This is a genomic window from Zhengella mangrovi, assembly GCF_002727065.1.
In the GTDB taxonomy this organism is placed as follows: Bacteria; Pseudomonadota; Alphaproteobacteria; order Rhizobiales; family Rhizobiaceae; genus Zhengella; species Zhengella mangrovi.
On record NZ_PDVP01000002.1, the window covers coordinates 234,501 to 261,378 of the forward strand.

General features: G+C 65.2%; 18 protein-coding genes. 4 read left to right on the forward strand and 14 right to left on the reverse strand.

What is annotated here, in order from left to right:
- Positions 1-26 precede the first annotated feature (26 nt).
- On the reverse strand, positions 27-1,055 hold the full coding sequence (locus CSC94_RS05005) for an alpha/beta hydrolase (RefSeq protein WP_099304419.1): 1,029 nt from the start codon (positions 1,053-1,055) through the stop codon (positions 27-29).
- 14 nt (positions 1,056-1,069) lie between these two features.
- The gene (gene ilvA, locus CSC94_RS05010; RefSeq protein WP_099304421.1) at positions 1,070-2,323 is read right to left on the reverse strand and encodes a threonine ammonia-lyase IlvA; all 1,254 of its coding nucleotides are present in this window, start codon (positions 2,321-2,323) and stop codon (positions 1,070-1,072) included.
- 189 nt (positions 2,324-2,512) lie between these two features.
- On the opposite strand from ilvA, the gene CSC94_RS05015 reads away from it, so the two are divergent.
- Positions 2,513-3,967 carry a TrkH family potassium uptake protein gene (locus CSC94_RS05015; protein WP_245408260.1) on the forward strand — a complete coding sequence of 485 codons (1,455 nt, stop codon included), beginning with the start codon at positions 2,513-2,515 and terminating at the stop codon, positions 3,965-3,967.
- Between the two features lie 132 nt (positions 3,968-4,099).
- Entirely contained in the window at positions 4,100-5,266 is a 1,167-nt protein-coding gene (locus tag CSC94_RS05020; RefSeq protein WP_245408261.1) for an alpha/beta hydrolase, read from the forward strand.
- A 66-nt stretch (positions 5,267-5,332) separates the two neighbouring features.
- Here CSC94_RS05020 and CSC94_RS05025 read toward each other — a convergent pair whose 3' ends face one another.
- From CSC94_RS05025 to CSC94_RS05075, 11 genes are all read right to left on the reverse strand, one after another.
- Positions 5,333-5,887, reverse strand: coding sequence for a VOC family protein (locus tag CSC94_RS05025; RefSeq protein WP_099304424.1), 555 nt, complete (start codon positions 5,885-5,887; stop codon positions 5,333-5,335).
- Positions 5,888-6,060: 173 nt separating this feature from the next.
- Positions 6,061-7,302 carry a fumarylacetoacetase gene (gene fahA / locus CSC94_RS05030; RefSeq protein WP_099304426.1) on the reverse strand — a complete coding sequence of 414 codons (1,242 nt, stop codon included), beginning with the start codon at positions 7,300-7,302 and terminating at the stop codon, positions 6,061-6,063.
- A gap of 19 nt (positions 7,303-7,321) precedes the next feature.
- Positions 7,322-8,680: a homogentisate 1,2-dioxygenase gene (gene hmgA, locus CSC94_RS05035; RefSeq protein ID WP_099304428.1), complete on the reverse strand. Its 1,359-nt coding sequence runs from the start codon at positions 8,678-8,680 to the stop codon at positions 7,322-7,324.
- 45 nt (positions 8,681-8,725) lie between these two features.
- The gene (locus CSC94_RS05040; protein WP_099304430.1) at positions 8,726-8,929 is read right to left on the reverse strand and encodes a DUF2783 domain-containing protein; all 204 of its coding nucleotides are present in this window, start codon (positions 8,927-8,929) and stop codon (positions 8,726-8,728) included.
- A 13-nt stretch (positions 8,930-8,942) separates the two neighbouring features.
- The gene (locus tag CSC94_RS05045; RefSeq protein WP_099304432.1) at positions 8,943-10,550 is read right to left on the reverse strand and encodes an FAD-dependent oxidoreductase; all 1,608 of its coding nucleotides are present in this window, start codon (positions 10,548-10,550) and stop codon (positions 8,943-8,945) included.
- A gap of 25 nt (positions 10,551-10,575) precedes the next feature.
- Complete coding sequence (locus tag CSC94_RS05050; RefSeq protein ID WP_099304434.1) at positions 10,576-10,860, reverse strand: hypothetical protein; 285 nt, start codon at positions 10,858-10,860, stop codon at positions 10,576-10,578.
- Positions 10,860-11,810: an MBL fold metallo-hydrolase gene (locus CSC94_RS05055; protein ID WP_099305238.1), complete on the reverse strand. Its 951-nt coding sequence runs from the start codon at positions 11,808-11,810 to the stop codon at positions 10,860-10,862. The genes CSC94_RS05050 and CSC94_RS05055 overlap by 1 nt, the downstream gene beginning before the upstream one ends.
- 985 nt (positions 11,811-12,795) lie before the next feature.
- On the reverse strand, positions 12,796-14,454 hold the full coding sequence (locus tag CSC94_RS05060) for an ABC transporter ATP-binding protein (RefSeq protein ID WP_099304436.1): 1,659 nt from the start codon (positions 14,452-14,454) through the stop codon (positions 12,796-12,798).
- 4 nt (positions 14,455-14,458) lie between these two features.
- Positions 14,459-15,520: an ABC transporter permease gene (locus CSC94_RS05065; protein ID WP_099304438.1), complete on the reverse strand. Its 1,062-nt coding sequence runs from the start codon at positions 15,518-15,520 to the stop codon at positions 14,459-14,461.
- A 10-nt stretch (positions 15,521-15,530) separates the two neighbouring features.
- Positions 15,531-16,487, reverse strand: a complete 957-nt coding sequence (locus CSC94_RS05070) for an ABC transporter permease (protein WP_099304440.1) — start codon at positions 16,485-16,487, stop codon at positions 15,531-15,533.
- Positions 16,488-16,646: 159 nt separating this feature from the next.
- Positions 16,647-18,263, reverse strand: coding sequence for an ABC transporter substrate-binding protein (locus tag CSC94_RS05075; RefSeq protein ID WP_099304442.1), 1,617 nt, complete (start codon positions 18,261-18,263; stop codon positions 16,647-16,649).
- Between the two features lie 648 nt (positions 18,264-18,911).
- Here CSC94_RS05075 and CSC94_RS05080 point away from each other — a divergent pair.
- Both CSC94_RS05080 and CSC94_RS05085 read left to right on the forward strand, forming a co-directional pair.
- Positions 18,912-20,207 carry an efflux RND transporter periplasmic adaptor subunit gene (locus CSC94_RS05080; RefSeq protein WP_099304444.1) on the forward strand — a complete coding sequence of 432 codons (1,296 nt, stop codon included), beginning with the start codon at positions 18,912-18,914 and terminating at the stop codon, positions 20,205-20,207.
- Positions 20,204-23,347, forward strand: a complete 3,144-nt coding sequence (locus tag CSC94_RS05085; protein WP_099304446.1) for an efflux RND transporter permease subunit — start codon at positions 20,204-20,206, stop codon at positions 23,345-23,347. The genes CSC94_RS05080 and CSC94_RS05085 overlap by 4 nt, the downstream gene beginning before the upstream one ends.
- Here the strand turns inward: CSC94_RS05085 and CSC94_RS05090 are convergent.
- Complete coding sequence (locus CSC94_RS05090; RefSeq protein WP_099304448.1) at positions 23,324-26,758, reverse strand: indolepyruvate ferredoxin oxidoreductase family protein; 3,435 nt, start codon at positions 26,756-26,758, stop codon at positions 23,324-23,326. The genes CSC94_RS05085 and CSC94_RS05090 overlap by 24 nt on opposite strands.
- Positions 26,759-26,878 lie beyond the last annotated feature (120 nt).

The following is a 26,878-nucleotide window of genomic DNA, read 5'->3' on the forward strand; positions in this document are numbered from 1 at the left end:
TCCGCGCTGTTCCGCCACGATCCGGATCAATCCGCCTTTGACGCCGGGAAATTCGCCGCCAGCCAGTCCTTCAGCACGGGGCGCACCTCTTCCCCCGTGACGACGCCGAGGTGGGTGATGCCGGGCAGCACGGCATAGGTGCCCGATTTCGTCCGGGCCGAGATGACCGGTTCGAACTGGTCCGCCTTGAATGCCTCGTCCCTGTCGCCGGCGACGACGAGCAACGGCTTCGTCATGGCCGCGAGGTCCGCCTGGTAATCGTCGCGCGGAGCGAAGCTGACATTCATGCGGTAGGTGTACTCGGTGGTCGCCAGCTTGCCGTAGGGTCCGTCCAGGACTGCCTTCGGCATGTCGAACGAGACCACCGGCAGATGGTTGAGGGCCGGAAAGTTGATCCTGTTGAGCATGACGAGGCCGATGATGCGGCGCGTGGCCGGGCGCGCCCAGCCGCCGGAATTGGGACGCATGGTCGGCGCGTCGTATTTCAGGAAGGGTGCCATCAGCACGTAGCCGTCGACCCGGTCGCCATGCTTGCCGCCGGCGAAGCGGACGACGAAGCCGCCGCCGGACGAATGACCGCCGAGGATCACCTTGTGGGCGTCGCCGGGCTGCTTGATCAAGGTGATCAGGTCCGCCATGTCGTCTTCAAGCTGACCGATGTAGCCGACATCGCCACGCGGCGGCGGGTTGACGCCATGGCCGCGCATGTCGGGCGCAATGACGGTCGCCAGCCCCTCGCCGGCCAGCCATTTCGCGAGCGGGTGCCATTGCATGGAGTTCCAGCCGGAGCCATGGACGAGAATGAGGTAGGGCGCGTCCGGATTGACGGAGTCATAGCGCCTGTAGGCCAGGTCGGTCCCGTCGCGGGCCTTGAACAGGGTGACGTCCGGCATGTCCGAATAGTCGGCGGTCATCGCGCTCGCGAAATCCAGCGACCCGCCCTCCTCGGTGTCGCTGCCACCGGGCGGCGGAGCCTCGCTGAGCACCAGCGCAACGGCAATGGAAAAATAGACGGCAATGGAAATGCCGATCGCGATGGCGATCTTCTGAAACATGGCGTGCGTCCCGGTCAGATAATCAGGTTCGAGAGAATCTCGTTTTCGGTGATGTCCTGGTAGCCCCACCCCTCCTTGTCGAAACGCTTCGTCAGGCGGGGAAAATTGCGCGGGTTCTTCGTCTCGATGCCGATCACCACCGTGCCGAAATTCCGCGCCGATTTCTTCAGATACTCGAAGCGGACGATATCGTCCTCGGGTCCGAGCAGTTCGAGGAAATCACGCAGGGCGCCGGGCCGCTGCGGAAAGCGGAAGATGAAGTATTTCTTCAGTCCCTCGAAGCGCAGCGAGCGCTCCTTGACGTCCGGCAGACGCTCGAAGTCGAAGTTGCCGCCCGAGGTGACGCAGATCACCGTCTTTCCGCGCAGATCGGCAGGCGGGATGTCTTTCAGCGCATCGACCGACAGCGCGCCGGCCGGCTCCAGCACGATGCCCTCGACATTCAGCATGTCGAGGATGGTCGAGCACAGGCGGTTTTCCGGGATCAGGCGGACGTCGTCGGCCGGGAAGGCCTTGAGGTGGCGGAACGGCTCGCGTCCGATCTCGGCGACGGCGGCGCCATCGACGAAATTATCCACGTGATCGAGCTTCACGCGGCGACCGGTTTCCAGGCTCTTCTTCAGGCTCGGCGCGCCTGCCGGTTCGCACAGGCGGAAACGCGGCGGATGGCCGCCCTCGCCCCAGTAACGCATGACGCCGGAAGCCAGCCCGCCGCCACCGACAGGCAGGATGCACAGGTCGGCGGCCACACCTTCCGGCAACTGGTCGAGGATCTCCAGCGCCACGGTCGCCTGGCCCTCGATGATGTCGGGATGGTCGAAGGGCGGGACCAGTTCGCCCCCCTCGGCCTCCGCATAGGCGATCGCCGCCTTGTAGCAGGCATCGAAGATATCGCCGACGAGCCGGATCTCGACATGCCTGCCGCCAAAGGCGCGGGTCTTGTCGATCTTCTGCTGCGGGGTCGTGACCGGCATGAAGACCACGCCCTTGCGCCCGAAGTGACGGCAGGTGTAGGCGAAGCCCTGGGCGTGGTTGCCGGCGGATGCGCAGACGAAAATCCGCTCGCCGCCGCGGGCGACGGACTTGCGCATGAAGTTGTAGGCACCGCGCAGCTTGTAGGAGCGCACGGGCGTCAGGTCCTCGCGCTTCAGCCAGATCCCGGCATGGTACTTCTGCGACAGGTAGTCGTTTCGCTGCAGCGGGGTCGGCTCGAACATCGCCCTGAGCGCCTTGGCCGCAGCCCTCACCTCCTGCACGAAACCGCTCATATCAATCCGCCTTTCGGGAGACGGCGGCCGGAAAACCGGCAAAACCGCTTGAGAATCGGCGATGCCCGGTGACCGGAGGCCGCAGTTGCGCTATGCAGGCAGCCAGCGGTCGCGGGCATTTCCATTGACCGCCCTTATGGAGCGAGGACGGCGGCGAAGCAAGGCGCCGCCCAGTGGCAGGAAGACGGTTTGAACGCAGGTACGGTCCGAGCGGCAGTTTTCGTCGCGTCCATCTTTGCGCTGTACATGTCGGTCGCCATGCTGATCCCTGCGGCTGTGGATCTCTATTTCAACAATTCCGACTGGAAGGTGTTCGCGCTGTCGTCCTTCTTCCTGGCCGGCCTCTCGGCCGCCGCCGCGATGGCGACCCGTGCGCCGACGCCGACGATCAACACGCGCTTCGGCTTCCTGCTCGTCAACCTGCTGTGGCTCTCCATGGCGGTGGCCGGCGCGTTCCCGTTCTTTGCGTCATCGCTGGACCTGCGGCTTGCCGACACGGTGTTCGAGACGGTCTCGGCCATCACCGCGACGGGAGCGACGGTGCTGAAGGGGCTCGACGACATGCCGCCCGGCCTGCTTTTGTGGCGGTCCATCCTGCAGTGGATCGGCGGACTCGGCGTGATCGCGCTCGGTGTCTTCCTGCTGCCCTTCCTGAAGATCGGCGGCGTGTCCTTCTTCCGCATCGAATCGTCGGATACCGACGACAAGCCGTTCGCGCGGTTTTCCACCTACGCGGTCTCGATCATCTCGATCTATGCGCTGCTCACGCTCGTCTGCGCGGTCGCCTACGCGTTGGCCGGCATGGAACTCTTCGATGCGGTCAACCATGCCATGACGACCATGGCGACCGGCGGATTCTCCACGCACGATGCCTCCATGGGGTTCTACACCTCGCCGGGGGTGATCTGGACGGGCACGATCTTCATGACCATCGGCGGCCTGCCCTTCGCCGTGCTGATCCTGTTTGCGCTGCGTGGACGGCGGGATGTCTTCCTCGATCCACAGATCCGCGTCTACCTCGGGCTGATCGTCCTGTTCTCGGTGACGAATGCCATCTGGATCACGGTCACCGACCGCATTCCCTTCTTCTTCGCCCTGACGCATTCGACCTTCAACTTCGTGTCGATCATCACGACGACGGGCTATGCCTCGACCGACTACGGCGCCTGGGGGCCGTACACGGTGGCGACCATCTTCGTGGCCATGTTCCTGGGCGGCTGTTCCGGATCGACCACCGGCGGCATCAAGGCCTACCGCTTCTACATCCTCTTCCAGGTGTTCTCGAACGGCCTGAAGCGGCTGGTCTATCCCTCGATCATCCTGCCGGTCAAATACGGCCAGCGGCCGGTGGACGAGCAGACGCAACGGGCGGTCGTGCTGTTCGTCGCCGCCTTCTTCGTCATCTGGGGAGTCCTGATCGTTCTCCTCTCGGCGACCGGCCTCGACTTCGAGACGGCGGTGACCGGTGCCCTGTCGGCGATCACCAATGTCGGCCCAGGGCTTGGCAGCGTGATCGGCCCGACCGGCAATTTCGCGCCTCTGTCAGACGTCGCCAAGTACATCATGGCCATCGGCATGCTGCTCGGCCGGCTGGAGATCCTGGCGGTGCTGATCCTGTTCACACCGGCCTTCTGGCGGCGCTGACAGGCTGCCGCTGTCTCCGGAATGCAACGCCATCGCCTGCACGCACCACGTCTGACGCAGTTGTGATGACTGCCACTTTGCATTGCAGCGGCGATGGCGATAGGTTGCGACAACGTTGCGAGAACCCCGGACATGATGCCCCATAGCGCCCGTGTGCGCCTGACCCTGCTGGCCCTCGTTGCCTTGCTCATCCCGCTTGCCGGATGCGCGAGCGATGTTGCCGTGCGGCGAATCACGTCGCCGCAAGCCATGGCGGCGGGCATTCCGCAGGGGGCCACGCAGCACCGCATTCTCGTCGCGACCACCCGGGCAGCGGACCCCGACCCAGACATCCTCTTCTCGGGCGAGCGCCACCCAGGCCTCAATTTCGCGGAAATCACGGTCTCAGTGCCACCGGATCACCAGACCGGCGAAACCGAACGTGTCAGCCGCGGCCTGCCGGACCCGGCGAAGCACTTCGTGGCGACGGCGATTCGCCCGGTCAGCAGCGCCGATGCCTTCGAAAAGGCGGCCGCCGCCGGCGGCAAGGACGACGTGCTGGTCTTCGTGCACGGCTATCGCAACACGTTTGCCGACGCGCTGTTCCGGATCACGCAGATCGTTCACGATACCGGTTTCCAGGGGACCGCGATCCTGTTCAGCTGGGCGTCGCGCGGGCGTGCGCTGGACTACATCTACGACCGCGACAGCGCCACGGCGGCGCGCGACGCTCTGGAGGAAACCCTGCGCCTGGCCGAGAAGGCCCGGCCGCGGCGCATCGACATCATCGCCCATTCGATGGGAACCTGGGTGACGATGGAAGCGCTGCGCCAGTTGAAAATCGCCAATGACCCGACGCTGGGCGGCCGGCTCGGCGACGTGATCCTGGCATCGCCGGACATTTCCGCCGACGTGTTCAAGGCGCAGATGCAGCGCTACGGCAAGCCGAAGACGCCGTTCTTCGTGCTGCTGTCGCGCGACGACCGGGCGCTGCAGGTCAGCCAGGTGCTGGCCGGCAACAAGCCGCGGCTCGGCGCCTATGCCAATGACAAGGAGATCGCGGAACTGGGCGTGGTGGTCGTCGACCTGACCGAGGCCGGCAGCAGCGGCATCAACCACACCAAGTTCGCCCAGAACCCGCAGCTCGTCACCATGCTGGGCGCGCGGTTGCGCGGCGGCGAGAAGTTCCAGCCTGACCGCAACCGGCTCGGCGACAGCCTGCTGTCACTCGGCGTCGGCGTCGGCAGCGTGCTGGAATCGACGGCGCGGGTCATCATCACGACCCCGCAGGCGGTGTTCCAGACCGCCCTGCCCCAGTAGCCTCGCAAATGAAATGGCGCGCCATCGCGGCGCGCCCTTTCTTTATCCGGGCAAGCCGCCGGTCGCTCAGACGTTGCTGAGTTCCTTTGCGTGCAGCCAGTCGGCATGCTTGGGCGCCTTTTTCGTCTTCGCCCATTCCTCCAGCATGTCCCATTTCACCTGGTCCAGCTTCGTCTTCATCGCTTCCTCTTCCGGGTCGTCGCAGGCCAGTTCGACGCGGTGACCGTTCGGGTCGAAGAAATAGATGGAATGGAAGATCGAGTGGTCGGTGACGCCGAGCACGTCGATGCCGTTCTTCTCGAGCTGTTCCTTGAAGGCGATCAGGGCGTCGCGGTCCTTCACCTTGAAGGCGATGTGCTGCACCCAGGCCGGCGTGTTCTCATCGCGGCCCATGTCCGGCTTGGTCGGCAGTTCGAAGAAGGCCAGCACGTTGCCGCCGCCGGCATCCAGAAACACGTGCATGTAGGGATCGGGCTCATGGGTGGACGGCACATGGTCCTCGGCGATGGCGAGCACGAAATCCATGTTCAGGTTGTTCACGTACCAGTTCACTGTCTCCTTGGCATCCTTGCAGCGGTAGGCCACGTGATGGATGCGGTCGAGCTTCGGTGCGGCAGTCATCGGCAATCTCCCTGGTTTAACAACGGAAGCGCGGCGTCCGGCGCCTTCCGGTTTATAGTTGCGTTCGTAACTGTTGTTTTTGTAACCATCAAGGCGGATCCCGGCATGCGCAACAAAAAACGGCGGTTCCGAAGAACCGCCGTCCAGGGTCATGCTGGCCGCCCGGCGGCCGGTCAGGCGACGGGGCGCGCGGGCAGGATCGTGCCGGCGCATTCGCCGAAGCCGATGCGGTAACCGTCGCCCTGGGCATGGCCGCGCAGGGTCACGGTGTCGCCGTCCTCGATGAAACTGCGTGTCCCGCCCTTGATCCCGACCGGTTCCTTGCCACCCCAGGACAGTTCCAGGAGCGATCCGCGCGTTTCCTTGTCCGGCCCGGAGATCGTGCCGGAACCGAGCAGGTCGCCGACGCGCATCGGGCAGCCGGACGTGGTGTGATGCGCCAGCTGCTGCGCGGAGGAATAATACATCTCGCGGTAATTGGTCCGCGAAAGCACCGTTTCCTCGCCGCCCTCGGGCGTCAGCGCGAATTCGAGGTCAATGTCGTAAAGCATCGGACCCGGCTCCGCGAGATAGGGCAGAAGCGGCTTTTCCCGCTCCGGCGTCGAGACACGGAAGGGTGCCAGCGCGGCGGAGGTGACGATCCATGGGCTGATCGAGGTGGCCGTCGCCTTGGCCTGGAACGGGCCCAGCGGCTGGTATTCCCACGCCTGGATATCGCGGGCCGACCAGTCGTTCAAAAGGACATAGCCGAAGATGTTCTCGAAGGCCTGCGACACGGAAATCGGCCCGTTGGAGGGCTGGCCGACAATGGCGCCCATTTCCAGTTCGAGGTCGAAGCGGCGGGACGGGCCGAAGCGCGGCACCTCCTCGTTCGGCGCCTTCAACTGGCCGTTCGGGCGCGTGACCGGCGTACCGGACACGACGACCGACGAGGCGCGGCCGTTGTAGCCGATCGGGATGTGCAGCCAGTTCGGCGGCAGGGCGTTCTCCGGCCCGCGGAACATGACGCCGACGTTGAAGGCATGGTTCCGGCCAGCATAGAAATCGGTGTACTCGCTGACCGTGAACGGCATGTGCATCGTGGCATCCGCCATGGGCACCAGGTGCGGCTCCACGTCGGCGCGGGCCCGCGAGCCTTCCGCCAGCATGGCGGTCAGGTCGGCGCGCAGCTTTTCCCAGGTCACCGGCCCCATGGCCATGATGCCGTTCCAGGCGCCGGTTTCGAGCGCGCCCTCGTAGTTCAGCTTGCCGGCCGCTTCCAGTGCGGCAACGTCGAGGATGCAGTCGCCGATGGCGACCCCACAGCGCGGCTTTCCGCCGTCCGTGGAAAAGACGCCGTACGGCAGGTTGTTGAGCGGGAATCCGGTCTCGGGCGCGTTTGCGCTCTCCACCCAGGATCGCTTCAGTCCGGTCATGGTTGCGTCTCCAGTGCGTTCACTTGCCTTGCGGCGTTCCGTCATAGTGCTTCACGAGGTCCGCCCAGCAGTCGATGTAGTTGTCCTGCAGCGGCGCCTCCCTGGCGGCGAACTCCGTCAGGTGCTGCGGGAACCGGGTTTCGAACATGAAGGACATAGTGTTGTCCAGCTTCTCGGCTTTCAGATCGGCGTTCGATGCGCCTTCGAACGCCTGCTTGTCCGGCCCGTGCGGCAGCATCATGTTGTGCAGGCTCATGCCGCCCGGAACGAAGCCCTCGGGCTTGGCGTCGTAGATGCCGTAGATGTTGCCCATCATCTCGGACATCACGTTCTTGTGGTACCAGGGCGGGCGGAACGTGTTCTCGGCCACCATCCAGCGCTCGCGGAAGAGCACGAAATCGATGTTGGCCGTGCCCGGCTGGCCGGAAGGCGCCGTCAGCACCGTGAAGATCGACGGGTCCGGGTGATCGAACAGGATGGCGCCAACCGGGCAATAGGCCGTCAGGTCGTATTTCACCGGCGCGTAATTGCCGTGCCAGGCAACGACATCGAGCGGCGACTGGGCGATCTCGGTGACGTGGAACTGGCCGCACCACTTGATCGTCAGCGTGGAGGGCACCTCGCGGTCCTCGAAGGCTGCAACCGGCGCCTTGAAGTCGCGCGGGTTGGCCAAGCAGTTGGCACCGATCGGCCCCCTGCCCGGCAGTTCGAATTTCTGGCCGTAGTTCTCGCAGACGAAGCCGCGCGCCGGGCCTTCCAGCACCTCGACGCGATAGACAAGACCGCGCGGAATGACCGCGATTTCCTGCGGTTGCAGGTCGATGATGCCCAGTTCGGTGAAGAAACGCAGGCGGCCGGCCTGCGGCACGACCAGCAGTTCGCTATCGGCGGAATAGAAGTAGTCGTCTTCCATCGATTCGGTGACGAGGTAGACGTGGCTGGCCATGCCGACCTGCGTGTTCACGTCGCCGGCTGTGGTCATGGTGCGCATGCCGGTGATCCAGGTGAGCGGCTCGTCGGCGTGCGGCACCGGGCTCCAGCGATACTGGCCAAGCGAGATCACGTCATCGGCCACGTGCGGCGCGGTCTTCCAGTAGGGCACGTCGATCTTGCGGTAGCGCGCCGAATGCTTGACCGACGGGCGGATGCGGTAGCACCAGGTGCGCTCGTTCTGGTGGCTCGGCGCGGTGAAGGCCGTGCCGGAAAGCTGTTCAGCGTAAAGGCCGTAGGAGCATTTCTGCGGGCTGTTCATGCCCTGCGGAAGGGCGCCCGGCAGCGCCTCGGTCTCGAAATCGTTGCCAAAACCCGGCATGTAGCCCGGCGTGATGGCACCGGCATGGTCCTGCTGGATGTACTTGCGTGATGTCTGGATGTTCATGGGGTCAACTCCCTGTCAATCGGCGATGTCCGGACAATGTCTGCGTCAGGCGGGCCCGTCGGAATCCGCTGCGGCCTGGAGCGCCTGCTCGAGCACGGCCATGTCGCCGACCTGGTTGGCCAGGATCAGGATCAGGCGCGCATTGAACGCGTCGCTTTCGGCCTTCGTGAGGCCCTCGTGCGCTGCCAGCAGCCGGGCATAGAAATCGTCCGGGCGGGCAATGTTGGCGGTGGTGACCAGTTCGCTCATCTCGCTGTCTCCCTCAGGCGCGGCCGGTGGCGGTGTTGATCGCGGCGCGCACGGCCGCCTCGTCGAAGTTTTCCCAGCGGGCAGCGACATGCTGGTCCGGGCGCATGAGATACACCGCGGACGGCGCATCGCCGAGATAGCGATCGCGCAGCGCCGGGCTGTCGCTGGCCGAGAGCGGCAGACGGGTGGCGCAAATACCGGCCTCGCAGAGCGAATCCGGGGCATCGGCGTCGATCGTCACGACCTGGAACTCATCGCCAAGCCGGTCAATCAGCCAGGTGCCATCGCCAAGCGGGGCATCCACCGCCGGCGCTCCGGGCCGGGTGCGCTTCGGCATCGTGTCGCAATCGGGCCCGTTCAGCGGCGACCCGTCGTAGGTGCAGGGCACCGACAGGCGGCCGGAATTGACCAGCGGCCTGGCGAAGTCATACCGCTCGGAGAGGTCCAGGACGGCATTGCGGAAGATGGTGCTGATCTCGGATTTCGGCGTGATGAAATCGGTCGAACGCGACGAATTGAGGATGTTCTCGTCGGCACCGTGAATGCGCTCGACGTCGTAGCTGTCAAGCAGGCTTTCGGGCGCCATGCCGTCCATGACCAGTTTCAGCTTCCAGACCAGGTTGTCGGTGTCCTGCAGGCCGGAATTGGCGCCACGCGCGCCGAAGGGCGACACCTGGTGGGCGGCGTCACCGGCGAAGATCACGTGGCCGTGGCGGAACTTCTCCATGCGGCGGCACTGGAAGGTGTAGATCGACACCCATTCCAGTTCGAACTTCGCGTCCTCGCCCAGCATGGCCTTGAGGCGCGGGATGACGTTTTCCGGCTTCTTTTCCTTTTCCTTGTCGATGTCCCAGCCAAGCTGGAGATCAATGCGCCAGACACCGTCGGGCTGCTTGTGGAGAAGAGCGGACTGGCCGCGATTGAACGGCGGGTCGAACCAGAACCAGCGCTCGGTGGGAAATTCCGCCTCCATGATGACGTCGGCGATGAGGAAATTGTCCTCGAAGACGCGGCCGACGAAATCCAGGCCCATCATGGCGCGGATCGGGGATCCGGCGCCATCGCAGGCGATCAGCCAGTCGGCGTCCACGGTATAGGGACCGTCCGGCGTCTCGACCGTGAGGCGCACACCGTCGTCGCGGGTCTCGACGCCGGCGACCTTCGAGCCGCCACGAATCTCGATCGCCTTTCCCTCGGCCTGAAGTTCGAAGACGCGGTCAACGAGGTATTTCTCGAAGTGGTACTGCTGAAGATTGATGAAGGCGGGACGCTTGTGGCCGTCCTCCGGCAGAAGATCGAAGGCGTAGACCTGGCGTTCGTCGAAAAACACCTTGCCGGTGTTCCAGGTCACGCCCTTCTCCACCATGGGCTGGCCGCAGCCAAGGCGATCGAGGATTTCCAGCGGGCGCTTGGCGAAGCAGATGGCGCGCGATCCCCAGGACACCTTGTCGTTCTCGTCGAGGACGACGACCGGCACGTTGTGCTGGGCCAGGTCGATGGCGGCGGCGAGCCCGATCGGCCCAGCCCCGACGACCACGACCGGATGGCGCACGGGCGCCGGCGCATCCTGGTCGGCGGAGCGCTTGTAGGGGTAAAGCGGTGTCTCGAAAATCCTGCTCATTTCTTCCTCCCGCGCCGGCGGCGGATCAGGCCGCGTCCGGCATCACAACCAAGCCAAGGATCAGGACCGCGAACAGCGCGGCCACAGCGCCCAGCCGGACCAGGACGGCCCGGCGCAGCGATTGGGTTTCCTCATCGCCGGCGACACCGATATTCAGGGCCACGGCCCAGATGTTGGTGTAGCCGAAACGCCGCCCGGCCTTTCGCGGATCGGACCGCGCCTCGACGGCGTAGGAATGGCGGATGGCGGACATGAAAACGATGATGGCCGCCAGGCCGACGATGCCCGAGATGACGGGAAACAGGGGCATCACCCCTGCAACTGCTCCCACATCTCCATGTCGCGTTCTGCCGTCCAGATGCGCGGCGTATCGATGCCGCGCGCCTCGTCGTAGGCACGGGCGACATTGAACGGCAGGCAGTGTTCGTAGATCGCGTAATCGGCGAACTTCGGATCGCACTCGGCACGGACCGCGTCCCAGGCGTCCTTCAGCGACCCGCCGCGCGCAGCCACGCGGGCCGCCGGACGGTAGGTGCTTTCAACGAAATCGCGGGTCTTCTCGATCGCGGCGTTGACCATGTCGCTGCCAACCAGCGCATCGCCGCGCCCCGGCGCGATCGCATCGACGTCGAACCACTTGATGGCGTCGAGCGTGTCACCCCAGTCGCCGAAATGACCGTCGCCGCAATAGCAGGCCGAGTGATATTCGACGATGTCGCCGGTGAACATGACGTTCTCGTCCGGCACGTGGATCACGGCATCTCCGGCGGTGTGGGCACGGCCCAGGTGCATGATGTCGACGCGGCGATTGCCGAGGTAGACGGTCATGGAATCGGAGAAGGTCGTGGTCGGCCAGGTCAGGCCGGGGATCGACTCGTGGCCCTCGAAAAGACGCGGAAAACGCTGGAACTCGCTGTCCCAGTCCTCCTGGCCGCGTTCGACGACCATGGCGCGGGCGGTGTCGGACATGATGACCTGCTGCGCCCCGAAGGCGGAGGCGCCGAGCACGCGCACGGCGTGGTAATGGGTCAGGACGACATGGGTGATCGGCTTGTCGGTGACTTCCCGCACCTTCTCGATCACCTTGTTGGCCAGGCGCGGCGTGGCCTGCGCCTCGACGATCATGACGCTGTCGTCGCCGATGATGACGCCGGAATTGGGATCACCCTCGGCGGTGAAGGCCCAGAGCCCCTTGCCCACCTCGGTGAAGCTGATCTTCTTTTCGGTCATGTCGCCTTGCGACGCGAAGGCTTTTGCCATCGTTTCATCCCTCATCTACGTTGCTGTCCGCAGCGGCTCAGGCCGCCGTCTCATTGGTTGCGTATGTGACAGTCATTTTTGTAACTAACAAGACCCCGGATGGCCTAAGGTCGCAATTCCTGCACCGGCGCGTGGCGAAAATGGCCCCCGCAGCATCGCCTTGAGCCCGGGAAAACAGGATCATCACCAATTCTGTCTTATCGGCGGCACAAATTGAACATGCGATGACGCATTTGGTATCGCAATGCACAATCGGACATGCCATATGAGGACAACAAGCGGCGTCCGGATGCAACAGCACCCGGGCGCGAAACTCCTTGAGCCGAACAGGTGCAGTCATGAACCGGGACCAGTGGATCCGTGAAATCAGCACACGCGCAGCGACATGGCATGCCCTGGCCGGTATTTACGTGGCGATCATCGCCACGATGGTTCTGACCGGCATGTCCATGACGTGATGCGTTCAGCGGGGCGCGCTGCGTAGCCGCGCGGCGCAGCTCCAGCTGGCATCGGCCGTTCATTCAACAGACACATCCGACCTTCCCGGCACTTTCCGCCATTTGCGGGAAAGGGTAGCGACGTTCGTTCGCGTTTTCGTGGTCCACGAAAGCCAATCGATCGGCATGGCCTTCCCCGACAGGTTCTTTCCCCTGCCATGGCATGGTCATGACACGACGATTTTGGCGCGCGATTCGTCGCCGCGCCGGCCGCGTCCTGCGGATATCGGCAGCCTTTCGGCTGACCACTCCCCCGACCCGACGTGATTTGGCGCATCCGCGGATTCGCGAGTCGCCCCAAGGCGCTGGCACCCAATCTTCACGCAGTTCCGGATGTGGCACCGGATCTGCCGTTGTCCAACGGGTGCGGGCTGCTGCGCCTGCCCTTGTTTTCGCGGCCAGCAAGAAGCGAATTGCGGGGCCCGGCCATGCAAAAAGGGCGGCCCGCCTGTGCGCGCCGCCCCCCGTCTCTTTTGCCAATCCCGCCGTCAGATTTCGGCTGCTTCGCCGATGTTGTCGACGCCGCGCTCTTCCAGCAGCGTGGAAAGCCAGTTCGGATCCATTTCCGGCACTGAAGACAACAGGAGGTCGGTGTAGGGATGGTGCGGCGGTGTGAACATGACGTCCTTGGGCCCCTGCTCCACGACCTTGCCGTGCTGCATGACGACGACCTCATCGGCAATCGAACGGACGGTCGCCAGGTCGTGCGTGATGAACATGTAGGACAGGTTCAGTTCCCGCTGGAGCTTGTCGAGCAGCTTCAGGATGCCCTCGGCCACGAGCTGGTCGAGCGCGCTGGTCACCTCGTCGCAGATGATGAAGGACGGCTCGGCCGCCAGGGCCCGGGCTATGCCGATGCGCTGCTTCTGGCCGCCCGACAGTTCGGTCGGGTAGCGGTTGTAGTATTTCGACGGCTCCAGCTCGATCAGGTCGAGAAGCTCGTCGACCCGGCTTTTCAGCTCGCCGCCCTGCAAGCCCATGTAGAACTGGGCCGGCCGGCCGATGATCTCGCTGATCCGCACCTTGGGGTTCAACGCCGTATCCGCCATCTGGTAGATCATCTGGCACTGGCGCAACTGGTCCTTGGAGCGGTCCTTGTAGCTCGGCGGAAGCTTCTCGCCCTTGAACAGGATCTCGCCCTTCAGGGGTGGCAGAAGGCCGGTGATGCAGCGTGCCGTCGTGGACTTGCCGGACCCGGATTCGCCCACGACCGCGACCGTCATGCCCTCGTAAATATCGAAGGACACGTCGTCGAGCACCTTGGTGTCGCCATAGGCGGCGTCGACGTTCTTGACCGAGACGACCGGCTTGACATTCGGGTCGGTCGGGCGCGGTTTCTGGTCACGCTGGAAGCTGCGAACCGCCCAGAGGCTCTTGGTGTAGTCCTCCTTCGGGTTTTCCAGCATCTGCGCGGTCGGCGCTTCCTCGACTTCCTCGCCCTTCAGCAGCACCTTGATCGTGTCGGCCATCTGGGCGACGACCGCCAGGTCGTGGGTGATGTAGATGGCGGCCGTGTTGAACTGGTCGACGATATCGCGGATCGCCGCCAGCACCTCGATCTGGGTGGTGACGTCGAGCGCCGTCGTCGGCTCGTCGAAAATGATCAGGTCCGGTCGGCAGGCCATGGCCATGGCGGTCATGGCACGCTGGAGCTGGCCGCCCGACACCTGGTGCGGGTAGCGGAAACCGATCTCCTGCGGGTTCGGCAGGCGAAGGCGCTCGTAGAGCTCCATCGCATCCTCCTGCGCTTCCACGCGCTTCTGGATGCGATAGTGCAGCGGCGCCTCGGTGTGCTGGTCGATGATCTTGTGCGCCGGGTTGAACGACGCCGCGGCCGACTGTGCAACGTAGGCAATGCGCGACCCGCGCAGCGCGCGGAGCGCCGATTGCGGCGTCGTCGTCAGTTCCATGCCGTCGAACTCGATGGAGCCGCCGGAAATCCGGCAGCCATCGCGGGCAAAGCCCATGGCGGCAAGCCCGATGGTGGACTTGCCGGCGCCGGACTCGCCGATCAGGCCGAGAACCTCGCCGCGATGGAGCGTGAGGTCCACGCCGTGGACGATCTCGAACCATTTCTCGTCCGCATAGGCCTCGATGCGAAGATCCTGGATCTTGAGAAGGACGTCTTTTTTCTTGTTGGTTGCCATGGGATCATTCCTTCAAGCCGGAGGAGCGGTAGAGCATCCAGTCGACCACGAAGTTCACCGCGACGGTGAGAAGCGCGATGGCCGCGGCCGGGATGAGCGGCGTGATCTCGCCGAACGAGATCAGGGTGGCATTCTCGCGCACCATGGAGCCCCAGTCGGCGGTCGGTGGCTGGATGCCGAGACCGAGGAAGGACAGGCCGGCGATCAGCAGGAAGACGAAGCAGAACTCCAGGCCGAACTCGGCAATCAGCGGTGCGGTGGAATTCGGCAGGATCTCCTTGCGGATCAGGTACCAGTTGCCCTCGCCGCGAAGCTTTGCCGCCTCGATATAGTCCATGACGACGACGTTGCCGGCAACCGCCCGGGTGAGGCGGAAGACGCGCGGCGAGTAGATCACGCCGACGACGATGACGATGACGATCAGGTTGGTGCCGAAGATCGACAGCATCAGCAGCGCGAAAATCAGCGAGGGAACCGACATGACAATGTCGGCGGCACGGCCCATCACCTGGTCGAACCAGCCGCCACGGGTGGCCGCCAGGAGGCCGGCGAGCGCGCCCATGAAGAAGGCCAGGGCTGTGGCGACGAGCGCGAGACCGACGGAGTTGCGCGCACCGTAGATGATGCGGCTGAACATGTCGCGACCGAGCTGGTCGGCCCCGAGCAGCATGTTCTGGTCCGGCGGCGCGAAGGACGAGGCAATGACCTCGGCTTCGCCGTGCGGCGCGATGACCGGCGCGAAGATGCCGGCGATCGCATAGATGAAGATGACAAACATGCCGAAGCTGGCGGTCAGCGGCGCGGTGCGCAACTCCTTGGCCCAGCGTTCCGGGGTGATGGTGACCAGGAATTCCTTGAACGCGTAGGACATCCCGGCTGCCAGCGCGAGCAGCGCCACGACCGTGGTGATGGCCTTGAGCGCCCCGATCCCGCCAATGATGCCAACGATGATGGAAATCAGCGTCAGTCCGAAAATGATCAGGAACGGCTCGCGGCGCTTGTAGTAGGCCGCCAGGCACGAGGCGGCGATGAGGAGGCTGTAATAGCCGACGACAAAGACACTCATGGCTGCCCCCTTACTTCGGATGCCTGAGGCGCGGATTGGTCAGGATCGCCCCGACATCGGCCAGAAGGTTCAACAGGATGAAGGTCGCAGCGAAGATCAGGCAGCAGGCCTGGACGACCGGGAAGTCACGCTTGGAGACCGCATCGACGAGCAGCTGCCCGACGCCGGGGTAGACGAAGACGACCTCGACCAGCACGACGCCGGTTATGAGGTAGGCCAGGTTCAGCGCCACGACGTTGATGATCGGTGCCCAGGCGTTCGGCAGCGCATGGTGCGTGATGACCTTCCAGGCCGGCGCCCCCTTGAGGCGTGCCATTTCGATGTATGGCGAGGACAGGAGGTTGATGATCGCGGCCCGTGTCATGCGCATCATGTGCGCCGTGACCACGAGAACCAGTGTCAGCGCCGGCAGGAACGTCCGGTGCAGGATCTCGATGAAACTCATCCCTGGCTGCAGGCTGGCGATGGCCGGAAAGGCGTTCGTGCGCACGGCGAGGTAGAGGATGAGGACGTAGCCGAGGAAGAATTCCGGCGACGAGATGGAGGTCAGCGTCAGCACGTTGGCGACACGGTCGAAGGCCGTGTTGCGCCACAGGGCGACGATGACACCGAGGATGATGGCGAAGGGAACCGCGATGACCGCCGCGTAGGTGGCCAGGAAGAGCGTGTTCAGGAAACGCGGGCCAATGGCCGCGCTGACCCGTTCGCCGGAAACCAGCGAGGTGCCGAAGTCACCCGTCACGGCGCCGGCGAGCCAGTGCAGGTAGCGAATGACGGCGGGCTGGTTGAGCCCCATCTGCTCGCGCAGCGCCGCGACCGTTTCCGGGGTCGCGCTCTGACCGAGCACGGCTTCGGCGATATCGCCCGGCAGCAGTTCGACGGCAAAGAATATGAGGATGGAAACCACGAAGAGCGTCAGCAGGCCAAGTGCCAGACGCTTGGTTACCAATGAAACGATGTCCCCCATGACCGAGTGTCCCTTTGTTGTTCGGGCGGCTTGGACGCTGCCCATTTTTCAGCGCTGGCGGCATGAAGACCAGCCGGCACCTGCGGGAGGCCCCGGCCGGGTGCACGGCCAGGGCTGTTCGGCAAATCCGCGGGGGCCTGTCGGCCCCCGCGATCAGCATCAGGAATTGAACCACCAGCGGCTCGGCGCACGGGCGCCGTCGCAGGCCCAGCTGGCGGCGACACTCTCGCCGTGCATGACGTTGGAGCGGCGTGCATAGACGAAGTTGTTGAAGAACGGGATGATCGTCCCGCCATCGTCGTGCATCAGCAGGCACATCTCGCGGTACATCTCGGCACGCTTGGCGTCGTCGAGCTCGGACTTGGCCTGGAGAAGCAACTCGTTGAACTTCGGGTTCTTCCAGTGGCTCTCGTTCCAGGCGGCGTCCTTGCTGTAGGCCAGCGTGAACATGACGTCCGGCGTCGGACGGGCGCCCCAGGAGACGGCCGTGAAGGGCTTCTTCAGCCAGACATCGGAGTAGTACCCGTCGTTCGGCTCGCGCACGACCTTGATGTTGATGCCAGCCTTCTTGGCCTGCTCGGCATAGAGGACGCACATGTCCACCGCGCCGGAGAAGACGCTGTCGGCGGTCGAAAGGCTGACGGAGAGGTTTTCCGCGCCCGCCTTCTTGAGGAGCGACTTGGCCTTGTCCGGGTCGTACTCGTGCTGCGGGATGTCATCGGGCCAGTACGGCTGGACCGGCGACAGGTGGAAGTCGTTGCCCTTGGTGGCCGCACCGAAGGCGATCTTCTCGACGATCTCGTCGCGGTCCATGGCCAGCTTGAGCGCGGTGCGCACGTCGACGTTGTCGAAGGGCGCGGTGTCGCAGAACATCGGCATGGTGATGGCCGCGCCGGACGGCACGTTGTCGACCTTGATGTTCGGGTTGCGCTCCAGCAGGCTGAGCGTCTTCAGCTCGACCAGCGAGATACAGTCGACGTCGCCGGTGACGAGCGCGGTCTGGCGGGCGTTCGGGTCGTTGAGGACGATCATCTCGACCTTGTCGAAATAGGCGCCCTCGCCGTGCCAGCCGTCGTTGCGGCTCAGTGCCCAGCTGACACCGAACTGGCCGCTGTCGATCTTGTAGGGGCCGCAGCCGTCGCCGGACTTCCAGTCGATCGTGCCGTCGTCATTGGCCGGGCAGATGGCCAGGTGGTAGTCGGTCATCAGCCAGGGCAGATCTGCGATGCCGCGCGCCAGCGAGATGACGACGGTGTAGTCGCCGTCGGCCTTGACGTCGGTCACGTCGGTCAGCAGCGCCTTGGCGGCCGAGGTCGTCTTCTCGCCGCGGTGATGGTTGAGCGAGGCAACCACGTCCTTGGCCTTCACATTGTTGCCGCTCTTCCCGAAGGTCGCCTTCTCGTGCAGCTTGAAGGTCCACTCGGTGGCGTCCGGGCTGGCGCTCCACTCGGTGGCGAGATCCGGTCCGAGCGAGTTGTCCGGATTGATCATCGTCAGATAGCTACGATACTGATGCGCAAGGAAAATCATCTGGCGCGTAACATAGGTGCCAGGATCGTGGGTATCGGACGTGTTGCCGTCGTGAACGCCCCAGCGGAACGTCCCGCCGCGCTTCGGCGTCTCGGCATGCGCCTTCGTTGTCCAGAGCCCGCTCGCCGTCGACGCGGTCAAGCCGGCAGCCATCGTCCAGGACATGAACTCACGCCGGGACACACGGCCCAGGCGCGCTTCCTGCGCGATACGGTCAATAAGTTGCTGATCGGATCCTTTTGACATGGTTCCTCCTTTTGTTCCCATTGGCAGCCACACATGCAGCCACATGACGCACGCTCAAACTATCCAAACCACGACATATCCTGTTCCATGGCCTGAATTTGTGCTGGCCTGATCGAAGCATGCGAGAGAACAAACGTCCAGTCCAGCACTATAAGACGGCACCGGAATCCGCCATGGCATCGATTTTGCATTGCAAAATAGGCCGACAGGCGAAATTATATTATACTTTGCAAAGCTTCAATCGATACAAGGAAGGCCAATCAATACGAATTTTGATTTCCAAACATCAGATCGTTATTTATTTTTTTATTCCGCATAATATAGTCATGCCCGCAATACATTGCCGGTGAGCGTGTCGCAAACGGGCTTGCACCGCCGCATTGCAAGTTCTTGCAACGGTTCAACTTGCAATGCAAAAAGACGAAGCGCTTTCGCGCAGATTGCTCCATGCAAAGATTTTTTTCCGTTTCGCGAGCCGAATCATGAGCTGACTTCAATCCCCGGGTGTGCCCAAGACCCCCAAATCCTGCCTTCCGCCACGCCTGATTTCGTTGGAAATATTCGCTTTCTTGAATTTTCTGGCCGCGCCCCGTTCTCAAAAAATCCCGGTGCCCGTACTCTGCGCTGAAACCAACCGGAACCGCCCGAATGAAACAGCTTTCGACCGTCCTTCTGCGCCTTCTCGCGGTTCTCGTTCCGGCGGGGCTCGGGATCCTGGCCATCGTCTTTTCCGGCGCGCTTGCCCAGGCACCGGCCGGCAAGGAAAAGGAACAGCCGGCAACGCCGGTCCGGGTGATCACGCTGGAACCGCAGACCGTGCTTCCGCGCGTGACCGGCTACGGCACGGTGATGCCGGCCCGCGAATGGCGCGCCATCGCCCGGATCGACGGCGAAGTGACGGAAACATCTCCGCTTCTGGCCAATGGCAACATGGCGCCCGCCGGCACGCTCCTGCTGAAGATCGATGACACGGACCTGCGGCTGTCGCTGGCCCAGACCGACGCGCAACTGGCCGCGCTCGACGTGAAGGACGAGACGCTGAATGCCAGCCTCGGCATCAGCCGCTCCGACCTGGACCTGAGCCAGGCCGACCTGGACCGGCAGACGGCGTTGCGCGACCAGGGCGTGGCGACCAAGGCGGCGCTGGACCAGGCCCGGCGCGCCGTCCTTTCCGCGCGGGCCAAGACCACCGAAATCGAGAACCAGCTGGCGCTCAACAAGGCGGAACGCAGCGTCCTGACCGCGCAGCGCGCCATTGCCGAGCGCAACCTGGACTTCACGACCATCAAGGCGCCCTACGACCTCCGTATCGGTACGGTGAGCGCAGAGATCGGCCAGGTCGTCACGCGCGGCGCCACGCTGCTGGCCGGCGACGGAACGGAGGCCGCCGAAATCGCGGCGCAGTTCCCGATCGGCCGGATGGGACCGATCATCCGGTCGATGAGCGAAGGCGGCTCGGCCATGCAGCTCAACGCGTTGGTCCGCCTGCCGGTGCCGGGCCACGTGGCGGAATGGAAGGCCGAGGTGGCACGGGTTGCCGAATCCATGGATGCCCGGACGCAGAGCGCGCAGATCGTCGTGCGCATCGACGATCCCCAGGGCAAGGCGCAACCGGGGATCCGGCCGCCGCTGCGCCGCAACATGTTCGTCGAGGTCGAGCTGTCGGCGCCGGCAATGACAAGTTTCGTCATTCCGGCGCAGGCTATCCAGGACGGCAAGGTCCTTGTCGTGACCGCCCAGAACACGCTTGCCGCGAAGGACATCGAACCGGCCTTTACCATCGAGGACATCGCCATCGTTTCCGACGGTCTTTCGGCGGGTGACCGCATCGTCGTCACCGATCCGGCCATCGTCGTGCCCGGCATGGCGGTCCGGCCGGTCGAGGACGACGCAGTGAAGGCCCATGTCGCGGCCATTGCCGGCGGTTCGGAGGGGCGTCCATGATCGCGCTTTTCGCGCGGCACCCGACGGCCGCCAACATCCTCATGCTCGCGCTGATGGGGCTGGGCCTGGTCGCCCTGCCCCTGCTTCAGCGCGACACCTTCCCGGTCATTCCCGCTTCCGTCGTGGAGGTGCGCATCGCCTATCCCGGCGCGTCGACGGCGGACGTGGAGCGGGGCATCTGCATGGTGGTGGAAGATCCGCTGCGGGCGGTCGAAAACCTGGACGAGCTGCAGTGCCTTGCCCGTGACAACCTGGCGGTCGTGACCGCCGAGATCACCGAAGGCGCGGACATGGGCCGGTTCGCCGATGACGTGAAGGCGGCCGTCGAAACGGTGACGGGATTGCCGGAAAAGGCCGAGGCGCCGGTGACCCGGATCGTCGAGCGCGTATCGGCGGTGGCCACGATCGCCGTATCGGGACCAGAGGATCCGGCGGTCCTGCTGGCGCTGGCCGACCGCCTGGCGGAGGGCTTCAAGCGCAATCGCGGCATCTCCCAGGCCACGGTCGCCGGGTTCTCGGACCGCGAAATCGCCATCGGGATCGACGCGGGCAACCTCGAACGCCACGGCCTGACCATCGACGACGTCGGCAAGGCGCTCGGCCGCAGCAGCCTCGACCTTCCCGCCGGCACGATCGAGGGCGAGCGGGGCGACGCCCTGATCCGCTTTTCCGGCGAACGGCGGACGCCGGCCGAGTTCGCAACCGTTCCCGTGACCGGTTCGGCGCTCGGCGGAGAGGTTCTGCTGGGCGAGGTCGCGACCATTCGCGAACGGTTCTCCGATCCGTCGATCGCAACGCTGGTCAACGGCAAGCGAGCTGCACTCATCAACGTCACCAAAACGGCCAGCGAGGATGCGCTGCGCGTCATGGCGGCGCTGAAGACGGAACTCGCAAAGGCCGAGGCGGGCCTGCCGCGGGGCGTCGACCTGACGATCGCCCAGGACAGCACCTCGAATATCCGCGAACGGCTGCGGATCATCGGCACCAATGGTGTCCAGGGCCTGCTGCTCGTGCTGCTGGTCATGTGGCTCTTCTTTGGATTCCGCTTTTCCTTCTGGGTCGCGCTCGGGCTGCCGGTCTCCTTCCTCGGGACCATTTTCGTGATGCAGCTGATGGGGCTGACGATCAACATGATCACCATGGTCGCGCTGCTGGTCGCCATCGGCCTGCTGATGGACGATTCCATCGTGATTTCGGAAAACATCGTCCGGCGGCGCCAGGCCGGCGAAGGCGCGATGGAAGCCGCGGTGAACGGCGCGAAGCAGGTGGCGCCGGGGGTTTTCGCCTCGTTCCTGACCACCGCCATGGTGGTGGGGCCGCTGGGGTTCCTGGCGGGCAACATCGGCGCGGTGCTGAAGTTCCTGCCCATTGTCCTCGTCATCACGCTGATCATCAGCCTTTTCGAGGCCTTCCTCGTGCTCCCGCACCACCTGCACCATTCGCTGCGCGGCGACACCACGCCCGGGCGGATCAGCCGGGCGGTGACGGCAGGGTTCGAGGCCGTGCGCGACCGGGCAATCGTGCCGCTCGCCCGGCTGGCGCTGCGCTTTCGCTACCTGACGCTCGGTCTCGCCCTGTTCCTGATCCTGCTCTCGGTCGCGCCCCTTTCCGGCGGCTTCCTCAAGTTCCAGAGCTTTCCGACGCTGGAGAGCGACACGGTCGAGGCGCGGCTGCTGCTGGCGCCGGGCGCGCCGCTCGCGCTGACGCAGGCGCGCGTCGAGCGGATCGTCGATGCGCTGAAAACGCTCGATGCGGAGGAAACCCCGAAGCAGCCGGAGGGGCAGGCGCTGGTGCGTACGCTCACGGTTTCCTACGGTTCCAACACCGACGTTCCCGAAACCGGCGCGCACGTGGCGACCGTCTCGGCAGCGCTGCTGCCGGCCGGCACGCGCACGACGGAAGTGACCGCCATCCTCGACCGGTGGAAACAGCTGACCGGGCCGATGCCCGACATGGCGGCACTGCGCTTCACCGACCGCGAACGCGGCGTCGGCGGCAAGCCGATCGACATCCGCCTCCAGGGGCCGGATCTCCAGGATCTCGAACAGACGGCGCAGGAGCTGCGGCAGTTCTTCCGCGGCTTTGCCGGCGTGCGCGACGTCACGGCCGACCTGAGGCCCGGCAAGCGCGAGTATGTCATCACGCTGCTGCCGGCGGCCGCCACGGCGCTGGGCGTGACGGCGCAGGGCGTGGCGACGCAGTTGCGCGCGGCTTTCCATGGCGACACCGGCCTGTCGATCCAGGACAGCCTCGGCAAGGTCAACATCGTGGCGCGGCTCAACGCGCCCGACCGCTCGGACGCGACCGATATCGGGCGCATCCGGGTGGCGGGAACCAACGGGACGCTGGTTCCCCTGTCCGCCGTCGCCGACATCGCCGAGCGGCGCGGGTTCGCCGGCATCAACCGCGTCAACGGCGAGCGAACGGTCTCGGTGACCGGATCGATCAACCCGGCCGTCGCCAATGCGCGCGAGCTGATGGCCGCGATGAAGGCCGATTTCCTGCCCGGCCTCGCCGAAACGCGGCCGGACGTGCGCGTCGTGGTGGTCGGCGAGGAACGCGACACGGCACAGACCGGCGCGTCGCTCGCCCGCAACCTGCTCGTCGGCCTCGTCGGCGTCTACCTGATCCTGGCTTTCCAGTTCCGCAGCTTCGTGCAGCCGGTGGCGGTGCTGGCCGCCATCCCGCTGGCGGTGATCGGCGTCGTCTGGGGGCACATGGCGCTGGGCATGCAGCTTTCGATGCCGAGCCTCGTCGGGCTGGCGACGCTGGTCGGCGTCGTCGTCAACGATTCCATCCTGCTGATCGAGTTCATCAAGGCGCATGCCGAGGATGGCGAGGACATCCGGGAAGCCGGCGCACGGGCGGTTCGCGACCGCTTCCGCGCCATTTTCCTGACGTCGCTGACGACCATTGCCGGGCTGATGCCGCTGCTGTTCGAGCAATCAACGCAGGCGCAACTGCTCCGCCCGATCGTGGCCAGTCTCGCCTTCGGCCTGACCGGCGCGACGCTGCTGGCGCTGTTCGTCTCGCCGGCCGTGTTCGCCATCCTGGCCGACCTCGGCCTCGTGCACCGGCAGGCGCAGACGGCGGAGAGCGGTCATGTCCCGACGCCATCAATGCCCGGCGATGCTGCCTAGCAGGTCCTCCGCGCGTGCCTTCTCGCGGCGGACGGCGGCTTCCCAGACGGGGCCGAAGCCGCGCATGTCGAGCGGTGCGGCCAGGATGGCCTGAAGGTCGGCAGGCCCGGCCCTGCCCGCCTGTTCTGCCACGCGGTCCATCACGGTTCCGTACCAGCCGACGAGGCTCCTGTTGAGGCGGCGCTCGGCGGTATAGCCGAAGGGATCGGCCCAGGTTCCGCGCAGGCCCCTGAGGCGCGCGAGCAGCCTGAAAGCCGGACGGATCCAGGGCCCGAAGGCGCGCTTGCGCGGCCGCCCGCGGGCATCCTTGCCGAGTGGCAGAAGCGGCGGCGCGAGATGGTAGCGGACCTTGAAGTCGCCGGTGAAGGTCCGGGCCAGTTCGTCGTCGAAGCCCATCCCGGTATGGAGCCGCGCGACCTCGTATTCGTCCTTGTAGGCCATGAGCTTGAACAGGGCACGGGCGGCCGTTCCGGCCAGTTCCTCGCGCAAGGACGGCGGCAAGGCGTCGCGGAAAGCCTCGATGCGGCCGCGATAGCGCGCAGCATAGGCCTCATCCTGGTAGCCCCGGAGAAATCCGGACCGCTCCCGGATCAGCGCCTCCAGGTCCGGCGTGTCATCTTCCTCCTCGCCGAGGAAAGGCGCCAGCCTGTCCGGCGCAGCGGCCATCAGCCGTCCGATGGAGAAAGCCCGGCGGTTCTTGTCGACCTGCACGCCGTTGAGCTCGATGGCCCGGTCCAGCGCCGCGAGTCCGACCGGCACCAGGCCGCCCTGCCAGGCATGGCCCAGCATGATGATGTTGGCGAAGACCTGGTCGCCGAGCAGCGTCTCGGCGATGCGATTGGCATCCAGCGTGGCGACGTTGGCCGCACCGACGGCATCGCGAATGGCGGCTTCGCGCGCTCCGACGCGAAGGTCCGCGTCGCGGCGCAGGACGATGTCGCCGGTCGGCATCTCGGCGGTGTTGAGCGCGACCCGGCTGCCTTCCCGGTAGTGCAGCGACGCCTTGGGCGCGGAGGCGACGACGATGTCGCAGGCGATCACCGCGTCCGCGGCCCCCTGCCCGGTCCGCACCTGGTGAAGGTCGGTCGGATCGGCGGAAAGGCGGATATAGCTGAGAACGGTCCCGAACTTCTGGGCAAAGCCGGTGAAATCGAGCACGGAGGCGCCCAGCCCCTCCAGATGCGCGGCCATGGTGATGAGCTGGCCGACAGTGACGACCCCGGTGCCGCCGACGCCCGCCACCAGCAGGTCGTAGGGATCGGCGAGCGGATCGCTGTCGGGCATGGCAAGGCCGGCGGCCATCGCAAGGGCATCTAACCTGCCGTCTTCGCGGACGGCGCGTTCGGCGCCTTCCACGGTCACGAAACTCGGGCAGAAACCGTTCAGGCAGGAGAAATCCTTGTTGCAGGTGGACAGGTTGATCTTCCGCTTGCGCCCGAAGGCGGTCTGGCGCGGCTCGACCGACAGGCAGTTGCTTTCCACCGAACAGTCGCCGCAACCCTCGCAGACGAGCGGATTGATCCAGGCGAAGCGTTTCGGATCCTCCAGCGTGCCGCGCTTGCGCCGGCGGCGCTTCTCGGTGGCGCAGGTCTGTTCGTAGATCAGCACGCTGACGCCCTTCACCTGGCGCAGGTCGCGCTGCAGCGGGTCGAGATCGGCGCGATCGTGAAACGTGGTGCCGGCGGGAAAATCCGCGTGCCGGAACTTCCCTATGGCATCGGAGACGACGGCGATGCGCTCGACGCCCTCCGCCCGGCAGGTCTGGGCAATGCCGGCGACGCTGACCGGGCCGTCCACCGGCTGGCCGCCCGTCATGGCGACGGCGTCGTTGTAGAGGATCTTGTAGGTGATGTTGGCGCTTGCCGCGACGGCCTGGCGGATGGCCAGCGAGCCGGAGTGGTACCAGGTCCCCTCGCCCAGGTTCTGGAACATGTGCCTGCCGCCGTTGAACAGGCCGCGAACGGCCAGCGGCACGCCCTCGCCACCCATCTGGGCAAAGCCGTCGGTGCTGCGGTCCATCCAGCTCGCCATGACGTGGCAGCCGATGCCCGACGCCGCGCGGCTGCCTTCCGGCAGGCGGGTGGAGGTGTTGTGCGGGCAACCGGAACAGAAATAGGGCGTCCGTGTCGCCCCCGGCGTGTTGACCACGATTGGCGACGGATCGGCAAGCCGGCGCGCCTTCTCAGGCAGGTTCTCGCCGGGGAAAAACCGGTCGAGCCGCCCGGCAACGATGGGCACCAGGGACAGCGGGGTCAGTTCCCCTGTCCAGGGCACGAGGTCGCGGGTGACCGCCGCATCGTGCTTGCCAACCATTTTCTCCGGCTTGTCGCCCGGCCAGTCATAGAAATACTCCTTGAACTGGCTCTCGATGATCCCGCGCTTTTCCTCCACGACGAGGACCTCGCGCTTGCCGCGCACGAAATCGAGTGCATCGCGCCGGGCCAACGGCCAGACCATGCCGACCTTGTAGATATCGATCCCGAGTTGTCGGCACTTCGCCTCGCCAAGCCCGAGAAGGCGCAAAGCCTCCATCAGGTCCAGATGACCCTTGCCCGTGGTGACGATGCCGAACTGCGCGTCGGCGACCTCGTAGACGTGACGATCGATCGGATTGGCCTCGACGAAGGCCTCGACGGCCCGCAGCTTGTGGCCGATCCGCGTCTCGATCTCGACGCTGGGGAGGTCGCCATTGCGCACGTGGAGGCCGCCGGGTGGCAAATCGAATGGCGGGAGCACGAAGCGGCGGTCTGCCGGAAGGTCGACCGAGCGGCCCGACTCCACGGTTTCGGAGATGGCCTTGAAGCCAACCCACGTGCCGGAAAAGCGCGACAGGGCGAAGCCGTATTCGCCGAAGGCGAGATATTCCGCCACCGAGGCCGGGTTCAGGGTGGGCATGAACCAGGTCATGAAGGCGACGTCGGACTGATGCGGCATAGAGGACGAGACACAACCATGATCATCGCCGGCGACGACGAGAACGCCGCCCTTCGGCGCCGACCCGTAGGCATTGCCGTGGCGCAGGGCATCACCGGAGCGGTCCACCCCGGGGCCCTTGCCATACCACATGGAGAAGACGCCCTCGACCTCGCAGGCCGGATCGAGCGACGCCTGCTGCGCGCCCAGCACCGCGGTGGCGCCGAGGTCCTCGTTGACCGCGGGCATGAACCGGATGCGGTCCTGCTCGAGGCGCTTGCGGCTGCGCCACAGTTCCAGGTCCAGCCCGCCCAGCGGCGAGCCGCGATAGCCGGAAATGAAGCCGGCCGTATCGAGGCCGGCCGCGCGGTCCCGGCGCGCCTGGTCGAACATGATCCTTGCGAGTGCCTGCGTGCCGGTCAGAAAGACGCGGCCCTCCGTCTTCTCGTAGCGGTCTTCAAGGCGATAATCGCCGATCCGGTCGCGATGCTGGAGCATGATTGCCGGTCCTTTCGGTTTTCCGACAGACCGTCTCACAAGTAGAGCGGAAATCGGTGCCAGAAAGTGCCTGCAAGCAACGCGTCATGAAACAGGATTTCATTTTTTCCAAAACTATGG

Excerpts from the sequence above, each read along its gene's own strand:
- CSC94_RS05005 (WP_099304419.1), bottom strand. The coding sequence starts at position 1,055 with ATGTTTCAGAAGATCGCCATCGCGATCGGCATTTCCATTGCCGTCTAT.
- ilvA (WP_099304421.1), bottom strand. The coding sequence starts at position 2,323 with ATGAGCGGTTTCGTGCAGGAGGTGAGGGCTGCGGCCAAGGCGCTCAGG.
- CSC94_RS05020 (WP_245408261.1), top strand. The coding sequence starts at position 4,100 with ATGATGCCCCATAGCGCCCGTGTGCGCCTGACCCTGCTGGCCCTCGTT.
- CSC94_RS05025 (WP_099304424.1), bottom strand. The coding sequence starts at position 5,887 with ATGACTGCCGCACCGAAGCTCGACCGCATCCATCACGTGGCCTACCGC.
- fahA (WP_099304426.1), bottom strand. The coding sequence starts at position 7,302 with ATGACCGGACTGAAGCGATCCTGGGTGGAGAGCGCAAACGCGCCCGAG.
- hmgA (WP_099304428.1), bottom strand. The coding sequence starts at position 8,680 with ATGAACATCCAGACATCACGCAAGTACATCCAGCAGGACCATGCCGGT.
- CSC94_RS05040 (WP_099304430.1), bottom strand. The coding sequence starts at position 8,929 with ATGAGCGAACTGGTCACCACCGCCAACATTGCCCGCCCGGACGATTTC.
- CSC94_RS05045 (WP_099304432.1), bottom strand. The coding sequence starts at position 10,550 with ATGAGCAGGATTTTCGAGACACCGCTTTACCCCTACAAGCGCTCCGCC.
- CSC94_RS05050 (WP_099304434.1), bottom strand. The coding sequence starts at position 10,860 with ATGCCCCTGTTTCCCGTCATCTCGGGCATCGTCGGCCTGGCGGCCATC.
- CSC94_RS05055 (WP_099305238.1), bottom strand. The coding sequence starts at position 11,810 with ATGGCAAAAGCCTTCGCGTCGCAAGGCGACATGACCGAAAAGAAGATC.
- CSC94_RS05060 (WP_099304436.1), bottom strand. The coding sequence starts at position 14,454 with ATGGCAACCAACAAGAAAAAAGACGTCCTTCTCAAGATCCAGGATCTT.
- CSC94_RS05065 (WP_099304438.1), bottom strand. The coding sequence starts at position 15,520 with ATGAGTGTCTTTGTCGTCGGCTATTACAGCCTCCTCATCGCCGCCTCG.
- CSC94_RS05070 (WP_099304440.1), bottom strand. The coding sequence starts at position 16,487 with ATGGGGGACATCGTTTCATTGGTAACCAAGCGTCTGGCACTTGGCCTG.
- CSC94_RS05075 (WP_099304442.1), bottom strand. The coding sequence starts at position 18,263 with ATGTCAAAAGGATCCGATCAGCAACTTATTGACCGTATCGCGCAGGAA.
- CSC94_RS05080 (WP_099304444.1), top strand. The coding sequence starts at position 18,912 with ATGAAACAGCTTTCGACCGTCCTTCTGCGCCTTCTCGCGGTTCTCGTT.
- CSC94_RS05085 (WP_099304446.1), top strand. The coding sequence starts at position 20,204 with ATGATCGCGCTTTTCGCGCGGCACCCGACGGCCGCCAACATCCTCATG.
- CSC94_RS05090 (WP_099304448.1), bottom strand. The coding sequence starts at position 26,758 with ATGCTCCAGCATCGCGACCGGATCGGCGATTATCGCCTTGAAGACCGC.